The organism is Synechococcus sp. 'PEA 65AY6A-5F PE A' (assembly GCF_047462575.1).
GTDB lineage: Bacteria > Cyanobacteriota > Cyanobacteriia > Thermostichales > Thermostichaceae > Thermostichus.
In genome coordinates this window covers 56748-69753 of record NZ_JAOALE010000013.1, presented here as the reverse complement: position 1 = coordinate 69753, position 13006 = coordinate 56748, and the positions used below count along the sequence as shown (strand labels likewise).

Genomic DNA, 13006 nt, shown 5'->3' with positions numbered 1-13006 from the left:
TCCCGACACTGACCCTACGGGTACAGTGCGGGGCTCCTGCGATTTCTAGCTGAATGATAGGCCAAATCAGATAAAGATGTCTTAAATTACCTCAAAGCCCGAATTTAGGAAACCAGTTGATTGGGTTATTGCTCACTTTATAAAAGAGGGCTGTAGTCCCCAACAGCATCCGGTTGTACAAGATATCAACCAAGTAGTCAGAGGGATAATCTATCGAGAGCTGATTTGAGAGGACTTGGCCCTTACATCCATTCCAACCGTCAGCGAAACTTCGTTGTCCATTACAAACAAGCTCCTTCTCAAAAAATTGTATTTCAGGATACATATTTTCAGGGATCTCCCCCTTAGGATAAGCCGAGCAGTAACCCGATCTCGAAGTAACCTCAACAGAAGCGACTATGGCACGTTTAGAACTCTCCCGGCGGGACTTCTGCCTGCGTTCTGGGGCTTTTGTGGCTGGCCTGATGGGGAGCCGCTGGTTGGTTCGCGATGCCGCGGTGGCTCAAGGAACCAAGCTGAAGGTGGCCGGGGTTTATACGGTTCCCATTGAGCAGCAGTGGGTGAGCCGGATCCATAAAGCGTTGATGGCTGCCCAGGAGCGGGGGGATATTGACTACACCTGGTCAGAGTCAGTTTCCAACACCGACTACCCACGGGTGCTGCGTCAGTATGCCGAGAGCGGCGTCCAACTGCTGGTGGGTGAGGTCTTCGGGGTGGAGCGGGAAGCGCGGGAAGTAGCCAAAGACTATCCCAAGGTCAGCTTTTTGATGGGATCCAGCCTCAAGCCGGATCCTGCCCTGAGCAATTTTGCCGTGTTTGACAACTACATCCACGAGCCTTCCTATTTGACGGGAATGGTGGCCGGGGGGCTGACCCGCTCCAAAATCATCGGCATGGTGGGGGGCTATCCCATTCCAGAAGTGAACCGCCTCATGAATGCTTTTATGGCAGGGGCGAGGGAACTGCAGCCGGAGGTGAAGTTTTTGGTCACCTTTATCGGCAGTTGGTTTGATCCCCCCAAAGCCAAAGAGGCGGCTTTTGCCCAAATTGATGCCGGCGCAGATATCCTTTACGCGGAGCGGTTTGGGGTATCTGATGCCGCCAAAGAGAGGGGCGTTTTGGCCATCGGCAATGTGATCGATACCCAGCCGGACTACCCGGAAACGGTGGTGGTCAGCGCCCTGTGGCACATGGAACCCACCATCGACAGAGCCATTGCCGCGGTGAAGGCCGGAGAATTTAAGGCAGAGGACTACGGGATCTACAGCATGATGAAATATGGGGGATCCAGCCTCTCCGACTGGGGAACCTTTGCCGACAAGGTTCCGGCTGAACTGAAAGCTAAGGTGATGCAGCGGCAGGCAGAGATTCTGGCAGGGTCTTTTGTTGTAGCCATCGATGATAGCGAACCCAAGTCCACCCTCTGAAGCGCCTTTGGCCTTGAAGGTGGTGGGCATTACTAAGCGCTTTGGTGCTCTGCTGGCCAACGACCAGATTGATCTTGAGCTGCGGGCCGGGGAGATTCTGGCCATCTTGGGGGAAAATGGGGCGGGCAAAACGACACTGATGAACATCCTGTTTGGGCACTACGTTCCCGATCAGGGTCAGGTGTGGGTGTTTGGTCGGCCCCTCAAGCTGGGATCCCCGGCGGCTGCCTTGGCGGCGGGGATAGGCATGGTGCATCAGCATGTGGTCTTGGCCGATAATCTATCGGTGCTGGACAACATTCTTCTGGGCACTCAGCCCCTGTGGCACCTGTGGTCTCGGCGGCGAGAGGGACGGCAGCGCATCCAAAAGCTAGCTGAGGAATTGGGGTTGGCCGTGGATCCCGATGCTCTGGTGGGATCTCTAACCTTGGGGGAGCGGCAGCGGGTGGAGATCCTCAAGGTGCTGTATCGAGGGGCGCGGATCCTGATTTTGGATGAGCCCACAGCGGTGTTAACCCCACCGGAAATTGAGCCGTTTTTTCACACCCTACGGCAGATGGCCGGTCGCGGGCTAGGGATCCTGCTGATTTCCCACAAGCTCCAGGAGGTGATGCGCATCAGTGACCGGGTGATGGTGCTGCGCTCAGGGCGGGTGGTGATGACGGGCAAGACGGCTGAGATCCATCCCACAGCTCTGGCGGAAGCGATGGTGGGGCAGCGGTTGGCGGCGGTGGTCAAAGCCCCTTTGTCTCCGGGGGAGACGGTCTTAGAGTTGCAGCAGGTCTCCTGTCGGGCAGGGCAGCAGCATCTGGAGCAGGTTTCTCTGACGGTGCGGCGTCACGAAATCGTGGGTATTGCCGGGGTGGCGGGCAATGGGCAGGCCGTTCTGGCAGATCTGGTCTGTGGGGTGATCCGGCCCCACCAAGGTCATCTCCATCTGCATGGCCGAGTCCTGCGGCTGATCTCTCCTGCTGAGATGGTGCGGCAAGGCATGGCCCGGATCCCAGAAGACCGCCACAAAACTGGGCTGATTGGTTCCCTTAGCCTATGGGAAAACTGGGTCATCGAGCGCTATCGGGATCCCGAATTCTCGCGGTGGGGGATCCTGCGTCACCGCCAAATCTATCAGCAGGCTCACACCTGGCTACAGACCTACGATGTGCGGGGGCTCCAGAGGGGGGATCCCTGGCGGGCGCTCCAGATGCCGGTGCAACTGCTGTCCGGCGGAAATATGCAAAAAGTGATCCTCTCGCGGGAGCTGTGTCGGGATCCCCAGGTGATTGTGGCTCACCAACCGACGCGGGGACTGGATCTGGGGGCTGTGGCTTACGTGCATGCCCAACTGCTGGCAGCAGCCCGGGCTGGAGCCGGGATCCTGCTCATTTCTGAAGACTTGGATGAATTGCTGAGTTTGGCCGATCGGGTGGCGGTGCTCTATCGCGGTCGGCTTTCCTCGGCAGTCCCGACCCAAACCACAACGGTGACCGCCTTGGGGTTGCGTATGGCCGGGCAGGAGGTGGCCGATGCGTGTTGAACCTCGTTCCACTGTGCCCCTTTGGCTGATCCTGAGTGCGCCGATGGCAGCCATTGTCCTGGCTTTCCTCTCCTGTAGCCTGCTGATCCTGTGGACGGGATCCCCGGTTTTGGCAGCCTATGGAGCTTTGCTGCGGGGAGCGGTGGGATCCCCCTTTGCCCTAAGCGAGACCTTGACTCGGGCCGTTCCTCTGATCCTGACGGGATTGGCGGTGGCGGTGTGTTTTCGGGCCAAGTTGTGGAACATCGGTGCGGAAGGCCAGTTTTATGGTGGGGCTCTGGCTGCCAGCCTCTTGGGCACCGGTGGGCTTTCGCTGCCGCGCCCATGGTTGGTGTTGGTGCTGCTGCTGGCGGGCTGGATTGCTGGAGGGCTGCTGCTGTGGATCCCGGCCTGGCTCAAGACCCAGTTCCAGGTGGACGAAGTGGTGACCACCTTGCTGCTCAATTTTGTCATTCTTCTTGGGATCAGCTATCTCCTGGAAGGCCCCCTCAAAGATCCTCTGGCTCTGGGTTGGCCCCAAGGTCGTGCCCTTGTGGATGCCGCCCTACTGCCGCGGCTGATCCCCCGCAGTCGTCTCCACGCCGGTTTGATCATTGCCCTGCTCGCTGCCCTGGGGGTGTGGGCCATAGAGCGGTTCACCGTTTGGGGCCTAGAAATGCGAGCCGTAGGCGCGAACCCGGAAGCGGCCAGGTTCCTCGGCATCCCAGTCCGGAGAGTTATTTTATATACCTCATTGTTGGGAGGTGGGCTGGCAGGCTTGGCGGGAGCTTGTGAACTCCTCGGGCTCAAGGGCTATCTCACCTTGGATTTATCCCCGGGCTTTGGCTACACCGGCATTGTTGTTGCCCTGTTGGCCCAACTGCATCCCTTGGGGGTGGTGGGGGCGGCGGTCTTCATTGCCGGAGTTTATGTAGGGGCGGATACCATGGGGCGTAGCTTGGGCGTTCCCACCTATCTTGCCGATGTCATTGTTGCTGCTGCCCTGCTGTGGATGTTGGTCTGCATGGGTTTGGCCCGTTATCGTCTGCGCTGGGACTGAGCACCCATGTCTGCACTCCTGAGTCTAATCAGCTTAATCAGCACCACCAGCTTTTGGGTGGCTACCCTGCGCATTACCACTCCCTTGCTCTTTGGCACTTTGGGCGAAGTCCTCTGTGAGCGGGCCGGCGTTCTCAATCTGGGCATCGAAGGGATCATGACCCTGGGGGCCATGACCGGTTGGCTGGTGGTCTATCAGGGATCCGGATTGTGGTGGGGCGTAGCCTTTGCTGCCGTCCTCGGTGCAGGTGTGGGCTTGATTCACAGCCTGTTGACCGTCCGCCTTGGGGTTTCCCAGCACGTCACCGGCATTGGCATTACCCTCTTGACCATCAATGCCGCCTATTTTGTCTATCGCATGGCCCTGCCCCAGGTCACCTCTCCTCCCAAAATCGTCCCCTTCAGCCCTTGGCCGATCCCCGGTCTCTCCAGCCTGCCCTTTCTGGGAGAAACCCTGTTTACCCAGCCGCCCCTCACCTACCTCAGCCTTCTCCTGGTGCCCCTCATGGCCTACATCCTCTACCGAACTCCGCTGGGCCTGGCCGTGCGCATGGTTGGGGAAAATCCCCAGGCTGCCGCTTCCCAGGGGATCCCGGTCTATGCCGTTCGTACCGGAGCGGTGATGGTGGGCAGCGCTCTTATGGCCGTGGCCGGCGCTTTTTTAACCCTCTCTGCGTTCGATGCGTTTTTCTTCAATATCGTCAATGGACGGGGGTGGATTTGCATTGCCCTGGTGGTTTTTGCCGCTTGGGATCCCTGGCGAGCCTTAGGAGGAGCGTTGCTGTTTGCCGGGTTTGATGCTTTGCAATTGCGCCTTCAGCAGCTTTGGGGTAGCCGGATCCCCTATCAGTTTTTCTTAATGTTGCCCTATCTGCTCAGTATTGTGGCGTTGATTTTGGTCTCTCGCCATGCCAAAGCGCCCCGCGCCCTTTTGATCCCCTTTCGCCCTGAAGAACGGATTTGACTACTGGACTTTCAAGAAGCCGAAAATTACTCCTATTGAGCCTTTGCCCTTGCCCCAGAAGCCTGTATGTCTTACGCCAAGACGATTGTCTGTTTCGCCAACTCCAGAAAAATGGCCGGTCGCTGTATTGCCGGCAAGGAATGGCAGAACGGAGAGCCAGGGGAATGGGTGCGTCCTGTCAGCAGCCGCCCGTCACATGAGGTCTCTGAACATGAGAGGTACTACGAGAGCGGTGGCGACCCAGAACTTCTTGATATTCTCTGTGTCTCTTGTGATACACCTCAGCCACTACCTCACCAGAGGGAGAACCACGTTATCAATCCAAAGCACCGCTGGAAAAAAGTTGGCCACCTGCCTTGGGAGGATATCAACAGTTGGCTAGACAACCCTGAGAATCTCTGGGGCACTGGCGAGAGCAGCTATGCTGGGTGGAACAACCGGTTAAGTGTCGGGCGAGAAAGCGGAGTTTCTCTTTACCTTGTACCGGTCGAGCATTTGCGTCTGTTGGTTGGTTACAAGGCACCAGGATACCCGAATTCTAAGCGTAGAGTACGCGGCGAGTTTGTATACAAGGGAGTAAAATACTGCATGGATGTTACCGATCCTGTGATTGAACGGGATTTCCTAATGGGCGAAGACGGTCAATATGACATCCCCGATCCGGTGCTGTGTGTTAGCCTTAGCGATCCCTACTTGGGCTATTACTACAAGCTGATAGCGGCTGTTCTCTACTCAGGTCGACTCATATGAAATCAGAGATCTACACGATTGGTCACTCAAACCACGAGATTGATTTTTTCATAGACTTACTGCGCCAGTACAACATCACCGGTATTGGCGACGTTCGCTCACGTCCATATAGCCGTTACGTCCCTCAATATTCACAAGAAAAGTTGAAAAGTGCTTTAGCGGCAGCAGGTATTGCTTACGTCTTTCTGGGCAAAGAATTGGGAGGACGTAGCGAAAATCCGAGCTGCTATGATCAGGGTAGGATTCAGTATGAACGACTGGCAAATGAGCCAGCCTTCCTCGAAGGGATCGACCGTCTGATCCAAGGTTCTAGTCGGTATCGGATCGCACTGATGTGTGCTGAGAAAGACCCTATTGAATGTCATAGATCGTTGCTGGTGGCGCGTAAACTTTTTCAAAGTGGGATTCCGGTCAAACACATCTTGGCCAATGGCTCTTTGGAGACTCATGAGGCTCTAGAATCTCGTCTTCTTGCCCTTTGCAAACTTCCAGAGGGGGACTTGTTTAGAAGTCGGGAAGAGTGTATAGCCGAAGCCTATCTCATTCAAGGCAGGCGTGTCGCCTATCGAGATGAGAAAATGTCAAAAAGTGATGAGTGGAGCGCGAGGCCATGAAGATATTTACGATAGGGTTTACGAAGAAAAGTGCAGAGCAATTTTTTAATCGCTTAAAACAGCCTGGTCTGGTTCGAGTTGTTGATACTCGACTTAATAACACCTCGCAACTGGCGGGATTCACGAAAAAGAGGGATCTAGAGTTTTTTCTTCGCGAGATCTGCAAGCTTGGATATGTTCATTTGCCGGAACTTGCACCAACTCAAGAGATTCTCGATGCTTACAAAGCCAGTGGTGAATGGTCTAGCTACGAGAGACAGTTTTTGTCGCTGATGGCCGAGCGTCGCATTGAAGATCAAGTGGATAAAAGTATTCTCGATGGAGGATGTCTGCTTTGTAGTGAAGCTACACCTGAGCACTGTCATCGTAGGCTGGTTGCTGAATATTTGCGCAGAAAATGGGGTGATGTTGAAATCGTGCATCTATGATAACTAAGAGCTGGCACTACGGATTTTTCCGATTTATGCAGCTACTCCGAGTTGCAGCAGGATTCCGGCAACACGGAGCGAAAGGGATGCCCAACTGATTTGGAAACTCCCTCACCAACAGCAGGCTCGATACAGGGATCCCAGCTTGGGCAGCTCCAACACTGGGCCAGTGTTTGCCGCCGTTGCTTTTGGATCCCAAGTTCCTGCTGTCAGCTAGCGTGTATGGTAGATGAAAGCTTGTTTTTGGGTCTTTCCCCGTCCCCATGCCCAGGGCTAGCACCTCTCGCCATCAGACCAACCCCCGCTTCAGCTCTGCTATCGCTACGCGAGGCTTTCGCGAACAGGCCAAAGGGTTAAAGCCCCACCAACAAAAGCAACTGCAACGGCTTTACCAACTGCGCCTACCCCCCGACCGCTTGGTGACGGTGGAGTTTGCCCAACGGCTGGGATCCCTGACCCAAGAGTTGGAGGGCCGGCCCATTAGCGTTTACCTCAACCGGCGCGGCCAGGTGATCCGCGTAGGGGTGGGATCCCCTTTTGAAACCCAGATTCCCGCTTGGGAATTGCCCCGCCAGGGGGCCGAGCGCCTATCCGGGATCCGCTGCATCACCACCCAAATGGGGGAGGGGGGCCCCGGTCAAAAAGCGCTGACGGCCATGGCCCTGCAGCGTTTGGATGCCCTCATCACCCTTTCCGTGTCCAAGTCAGGAGGGCACCGACGCCGGGGAGGAGCGGCTACGGGCTTTGTTCACCGGGCCTATCTGGCCCATCTGCTGCCGGAGGGAGAGCGCCGTTGGCAGGTTTCTGAGCCTTTGCCTTTGGGGATCCTGGCAGAACAGGATCTGCAGGAGCTGGTGGCGGAGCTGGAGGATGGGTTTCGGCGCCAGTTGACCGCCCGCCAGGTGGATCTGGATCAGGATCGGGCCATCCTGGTGGGGCTGCAGGAGTCCGGGCAGAGCTACGAGGATCTCATGGATGGGTTGGCGGAGCTGAGCCGCCTGGTGGAGAGTGCCGGCGGACAGGTGCTGCAAGCCCTCTGGCAGAGGCGGGAAGGCCCCAATTCGGCCACGGTAATCGGATCCGGTAAGGTGCAAGAGCTGGCTCTGCTGGTCCAGGATCTGGGCGCTAACTTGGTGGTGTTCGACCGGGAACTTACCCCCAGCCAGGTGCGCACCCTGGAAGAGGCCCTGGGAGTGCGGGTGGTGGATCGCAGCGAGGTGATCCTGGATATTTTTGCCCAGCGGGCCAGAACCCGGGCCGGAAAATTGCAGGTGGAGCTGGCGCAACTGCAGTATTTGCTGCCTCGCTTGGCCGGTCGAGGGCGCACCATGTCTCGGCTAGGTGGGGGCATCGGCACCCGTGGCCCGGGGGAAACCCAACTGGAAATGGAGCGGCGGGCCATTCAGCGGCGCATCGCCAAGCTGCGGCAAGAAGTGGAAGAGCTGCGCCGCCACCGGCAACGGCTGCGCCAGCGACGGGAGGGATCCCAAATTCCTGTGGTGGCCCTGGTGGGCTACACCAACGCTGGTAAATCTACCCTTCTCAACGCCCTCACCCAGGCCCAGGTCTATGTGGCCGATCAACTCTTTGCCACCTTGGATCCCACCACGCGGCGGCTGGAGCTGCCCGGCCAGCAGGCAGTGCTGTTGACCGACACCGTGGGATTTTTAACTGAGCTGCCTGAGCAATTGGTAGAGGCATTCCAGGCCACGCTGGAGGAGGTGACGGAGGCGGATGCCCTGCTGCACGTGGTGGATCTCTCCCACCCCAACTGGGAAGGGCACATCGAGGCGGTGGAAAAATTGCTGGACGAGATGCCCCTGGCCACCGGCCCGCGACAACTGGTGTTTAACAAAATTGACCGCCTCGATCCCGAATGGGTCGAGGACGTGCGCCTGCTCTACCCCAAGGCCCTGTTTGTGTCCGCCGCCAACGGCCAAAACTTGGATCAACTGCGCCACACCCTGGCCCAGTTTGCCGCAGCTTTTGCTCCCAGACCCTGCGGGGGTCGGCAGTTTGGGGATCCCTGAAGCATTTCATCAGAAAATCAAAACTTGGCGGCTCCTCAACATTTAGTTACATCACGGTTACGATGAGTGCAGAGGGCAGTTAGGTAAAGTTGCCATTTGGCAGAGGGGGAAAACATGGCCGTTACGGCAGTTGCACCGCGTTCAGGCCATCTTACGCTGCAGACGCTGCTCATTGGAGCCGATACCCTTGCCATCCGCTCCCAGGACTGGGATCGGGATCGGTTTGATATCGAGTTCGCCCTGGAAAACGGCACCACCTACAACTCCTTTTTAATTCGCGGGGAGAAGGTGGCCCTCATCGACACCTCCCACGAGAAGTTTCGCCAGTTATACCTGGATCTGCTGCGAGGCCTCCTGGATCCCGCCACCCTCGACTACCTGGTGGTCAGCCACACCGAGCCGGATCACAGCGGCCTAGTCGGGGATCTGCTGGAGCTGGCGCCCCAAATGACGGTAGTGGCCTCCAAAGTGGCCGTGCAATTTTTGGAAAACCTGGTGCATCGCCCCTTCCGGCACCTGGTGGTCAAGCAGGGGGATCGCCTGGATCTGGGCAAGGGACATGTTCTGGAGTTCATCTCTGCTCCCAACCTGCACTGGCCCGACACCATCCTCACCTACGACCACGGCACCCAGATCCTCTACACCTGCGACGTCTTTGGGATGCACTACTGCGATGACTTTGCCTGGGACGAGCATCCCCACCTGCTACAGGCCGACTTCAAGCTCTACTACGACTGCCTCATGGGGCCCAACGCCCGCTCGGTACTCTCGGCCCTGAAGCGCATGGAGTCCCTGCCCCCCATCGCCGCCATTGCTACCGGCCACGGCCCCCTGCTGCGCCACCACCTGTCTGATTGGGTGGAGCACTACCGCACTTGGAGCCTGGAGCAGGCCAAAGCCGAACGAATGGTGGCGGTGTTCTACCTATCGGGCTATGGCCAGGCGGAAGCATTGGCCCAAGCCATTGCCCGCGGCATCCAAAAAACCGGCGTTGCCGTAGAGCTGGCGGATCTGCGGCTGCTGGATGCCCACGAGGTGCGCGAGCTGATGAGCTTGGCCGCTGGTGTGGTGATAGGCATGCCGCCCCAAGCGGGGCCTGATGCGGCCTCCACCCAGGTGCTGCTGAAAACCCTCCTGGCTGCTGCCCACAGCAAACAAGGCTTTGGCCTGTTCGAGTCGGGGGGAGCAGATGACGAGTCGGTCTACCTCTGCCGCAACACGCTGCAGGAGATGGGCGCCAAAGAAGTGTTCCCTCCTATTCTCCTCAAGCAACCCCTAGACGAAACCCTGCTGCAATTGGCGGAGGAAGCCGGCACCGACCTGGGGCAGTGGCTAACGCGGGATCGCACCATTCAGCAGATGAAAGCCCTGGATGCCGACTTGGATCGCGCCCTAGGCCGCATCAGCAATGGCCTTTACATCCTCACCGCCCGCAAAGGGCAGGCCACCAGCGCCATGCTCGCCTCCTGGGTGGCCCAGGCCAGCAGCGATCCGCCGGGGATCAGCGTTGCCGTGGCCAAAGACCGGGCCATCGAGTCCTTCCTGCAGGTGGGCGATACCTTTGTCCTCAACGTGTTGCAGGAAGGCCATCACCAGTCCCTAATGCGCCACTTCCTGAAGCGCTTCCCGCCGGGAGCCGACCGCTTTGCCGGCATCAAGACCTACCCCGCCGCCAACGGATCCCCCATCTTGGCCGATGCCTTGGCCTACCTGGAGTGCCGCGTGGCCAGCCGCCTAGAAACCAGCGACCACTGGGTGGTCTACAGCACCCTAGAAGCCGGGCGGGTCTCCAACCTGGAGGGCCTCACCGCCGTCCACCACCGCAAGGTGGGGAATCATTACTGATCCCTCACCCCCAGGGAGAGGAGAGGTTCAGCAGGGCTTGAAATAGCCGTCCTGCTAACGCGAAAACCTCCCCGCCTATTTCAATAGGACAGTTGGTAGACCAGCCCGTTGACATGGAGGAAAAAAGGGCTACCCTCTCCCAGAGGGATCCCGGCTGGCCGCAGTGGAAAAGGCAGCCCCTCTGGGCTCTGTTCCGCTTTCTGAGCGAGGCGGTAGAAGACCTCCCCAAACCCAGAAGAGGGAATCTCCGCGGCAGCATGCTGCTGTTGCCAGCGCTGGTAGGGGCTGAGTCGAGCTTCCCTCTGGTCGATGTTCGACGGCACAGGGAGAGAGGGCGATATAGCCGGCTGTCCGGCGGGCAAAAGAGCCGCTACCTCCGCTTGGGCCCATCCTCCCCTGGCCAAGGCCATAGCCAAAAGCCAGCCGCTTCCCCAAACCCAAATGAACTGCTGCATGACCGGATCCCTCGCTCTGCCTCGACTAGCCGCTTCTCGGGCTTTTTTGTCCGGCACTGAGAAGATAGCTCCCATCTTCTCGAAGCCAGACCGAGGGAAGCATGACGGAGATCCTGCCAAGCCTGTGATCTGGATCAGAACCATTTAGATCATCAGATCAACGGAGCTCCCCTCTATCCGCTAACTGATTTGCCAGTAGGGCTTGGGCTGCTGGCTCCCACATAGGCCTGCCAAGCCAAATCCAGCAGGCCATCCAAGACCGCCGCCGCCACTGCAGGGCCGCCCTTCCGTCCCTCAGTGCGGATGTGGGGCACCATGGAATCGGCCAGCTCCTGCTTGGCTTTCACCACATCCACAAACCCAGCCGGCGTCGCGATGACCAGGGCAGGGGATACCTCTTTCTCGGCGATCAACTGCACCAGGGTGGAAAGAGCCGTCTGGGATTGGCCAATGACAAAGATTGCCTCAGGGTAGCGCTGAGCTAGGGTTTGCAGGCCCCAGGCAGAGCGGGTCTTGTCCCTCTGGGGGCGGGTGACAGCTTCGCTGCCGCAGTAGATGGGGTTGGAGAAGGTGTTCTGCACGGCCCGCGCGATGCCTACCTGCACCATCGGCTCGTCCACCACAATGGTGGTGCGCGCCGCCAAAGCCGCCGCCCCAGCCTGCAGGGCTTCGTTGCCAAAACGGATGAGGTGGAGATACTCGAAATCTGCAGTAGCGTAAATAACTCGACGAACCACCTCATACTCGGCGGGGGAAAGCTCGTGCTTGCCCACCTCCTGGTCGATGATCATCAGGCTTTCCGCATCGGTAACATGCCACTCCATCGCCTCTAAACCTCGCCTGCCAGCCACCCTCAATGGCAGCATTCTAGCTGTAGAGGCCCCACTTGGCGGCAAAACCCGAAGCTAGCCCGGCGGCCAGCCCATCGCCCGACCGCCCAGAACGTGGATGTGCAGGTGAAAGACGGTTTGACCCCCGTCTTCTCCTTGGTTGATGACCAAGCGATAACCTCTGCTTAGGCCAGCTTCAACAGCCACCCGCTGAGCCGTCAGCAGCAGGTGCCCTAGCAACGCTTCGTGTTCGGGCTTGGCCTGGGCAATGCCGGGGATAGGCTCCTTGGGCACCACCAAGATGTGGACAGGAGCCTGGGGAGCAATGTCTTTGAAGGCGATGGCTCGCTCGTCTTCGTAGACAATCTGGGCCGGGATCTCCCTGCGGATGATCTTGCTGAAAACGGTGTCGCTCATGGGTAGTTACGAAACAATTCTGCCCTTAGCCTACCCGGTTTAGGGATCTCATTGGTTGAGCAGCCACTCAAACTCCTGCTGTAGGGATTGAATGGGCCCCACCCGCGAGATCAGCAGGACATCTTCTCCGGCATCCTGAAAGCGAGACCGCCACAAACTGACCAAGTCGGGATTGTTGCACCAGAAGCGAATAACCGCTTCGATTAGCTGATCCAAATCCCAGCCCCGCCGCGCCGGCACCTCCTCCAAGGATCCCAGCAGCGCATCCAGGGTGCAAGGGCGGGTGCCCAGGTACTCTACCCGACAAGGCCGCTTTGCCAGCTCCTGCTGCTGCCAGAAAAAATCGAGGGCAGGGGCAATGCCGATGATTTCAAAAGTATAAACCATTGGATCTGGTCCTAGTTTTCTTGCCAAAATAGAGACCTTGCAAAAAGAGGTTCAGAAACTCCTCGACCGATTCAAGTTGGGATCCCTTCCCAACCCTCTTCGGCCTGAACCTGAAGGTTAGTGGATGGTAGGCACTGATTATACTCAACTTGAGCCAATTGCCAAGGTAAAGAGCAGGTGGACACAGCTCTTTTGCCGCTGGCCACTACCTGGGAATCGGCTGCTGCGGCAAACAATCTTGTGCAGATAAGGCCGAAAACTGCTAGCAAACCAAAGCAAGGACTGCC

General features: G+C 58.1%; 13 protein-coding genes. 9 read left to right on the top strand and 4 right to left on the bottom strand.

Features of this window, described 5'->3' with window-relative positions; all coding sequences use genetic code 11:
- The first annotated feature begins 398 nt into the window (after window positions 1–398).
- The 9 genes from GG26_RS06440 (at window position 399) to GG26_RS06400 (ending at window position 10630) form a co-directional block, all read left to right on the top strand.
- A complete protein-coding gene (locus GG26_RS06440) occupies window positions 399–1427 on the top strand; it encodes a BMP family protein (protein ID WP_414389483.1) in 1029 nt (342 codons plus the stop codon).
- A 7-nt stretch (window positions 1428–1434) separates the two neighbouring features.
- The gene (locus GG26_RS06435; RefSeq protein ID WP_414389480.1) at window positions 1435–2961 is read left to right on the top strand and encodes an ABC transporter ATP-binding protein; all 1527 of its coding nucleotides are present in this window, start codon (window positions 1435–1437) and stop codon (window positions 2959–2961) included.
- Window positions 2951–4000, top strand: coding sequence for an ABC transporter permease (locus tag GG26_RS06430; RefSeq protein WP_011430424.1), 1050 nt, complete (start codon window positions 2951–2953; stop codon window positions 3998–4000). The genes GG26_RS06435 and GG26_RS06430 overlap by 11 nt, the downstream gene beginning before the upstream one ends.
- Window positions 4001–4006: 6 nt before the next feature.
- Window positions 4007–4963, top strand: coding sequence for an ABC transporter permease (locus tag GG26_RS06425; RefSeq protein ID WP_414389477.1), 957 nt, complete (start codon window positions 4007–4009; stop codon window positions 4961–4963).
- A 66-nt stretch (window positions 4964–5029) separates the two neighbouring features.
- Window positions 5030–5713 carry a dual OB domain-containing protein gene (locus tag GG26_RS06420; RefSeq protein WP_414389474.1) on the top strand — a complete coding sequence of 228 codons (684 nt, stop codon included), beginning with the start codon at window positions 5030–5032 and terminating at the stop codon, window positions 5711–5713.
- Window positions 5710–6327, top strand: a complete 618-nt coding sequence (locus GG26_RS06415) for a DUF488 family protein (protein WP_414389472.1) — start codon at window positions 5710–5712, stop codon at window positions 6325–6327. Before GG26_RS06420 ends, GG26_RS06415 begins: the two co-directional genes overlap by 4 nt.
- Window positions 6309–6755, top strand: coding sequence for a DUF488 family protein (locus tag GG26_RS06410; RefSeq protein WP_414389469.1), 447 nt, complete (start codon window positions 6309–6311; stop codon window positions 6753–6755). Before GG26_RS06415 ends, GG26_RS06410 begins: the two co-directional genes overlap by 19 nt.
- 263 nt (window positions 6756–7018) lie before the next feature.
- Entirely contained in the window at window positions 7019–8785 is a 1767-nt protein-coding gene (gene hflX, locus GG26_RS06405; protein ID WP_414389467.1) for a GTPase HflX, read from the top strand.
- A 114-nt stretch (window positions 8786–8899) separates the two neighbouring features.
- Entirely contained in the window at window positions 8900–10630 is a 1731-nt protein-coding gene (locus tag GG26_RS06400) for a diflavin flavoprotein (RefSeq protein ID WP_099812067.1), read from the top strand.
- A gap of 80 nt (window positions 10631–10710) precedes the next feature.
- Here GG26_RS06400 and GG26_RS06395 read toward each other — a convergent pair whose 3' ends face one another.
- The 4 genes from GG26_RS06395 to GG26_RS06380 form a co-directional block, all read right to left on the bottom strand.
- Window positions 10711–11085, bottom strand: coding sequence for a hypothetical protein (locus GG26_RS06395; RefSeq protein ID WP_041438360.1), 375 nt, complete (start codon window positions 11083–11085; stop codon window positions 10711–10713).
- Window positions 11086–11258: 173 nt separating this feature from the next.
- Window positions 11259–11909: a precorrin-8X methylmutase gene (locus GG26_RS06390; protein ID WP_011430416.1), complete on the bottom strand. Its 651-nt coding sequence runs from the start codon at window positions 11907–11909 to the stop codon at window positions 11259–11261.
- An 81-nt stretch (window positions 11910–11990) separates the two neighbouring features.
- Window positions 11991–12332: a histidine triad nucleotide-binding protein gene (locus GG26_RS06385; RefSeq protein WP_011430415.1), complete on the bottom strand. Its 342-nt coding sequence runs from the start codon at window positions 12330–12332 to the stop codon at window positions 11991–11993.
- A gap of 48 nt (window positions 12333–12380) precedes the next feature.
- On the bottom strand, window positions 12381–12719 hold the full coding sequence (locus GG26_RS06380; protein ID WP_011430414.1) for a hypothetical protein: 339 nt from the start codon (window positions 12717–12719) through the stop codon (window positions 12381–12383).
- Window positions 12720–13006 lie beyond the last annotated feature (287 nt).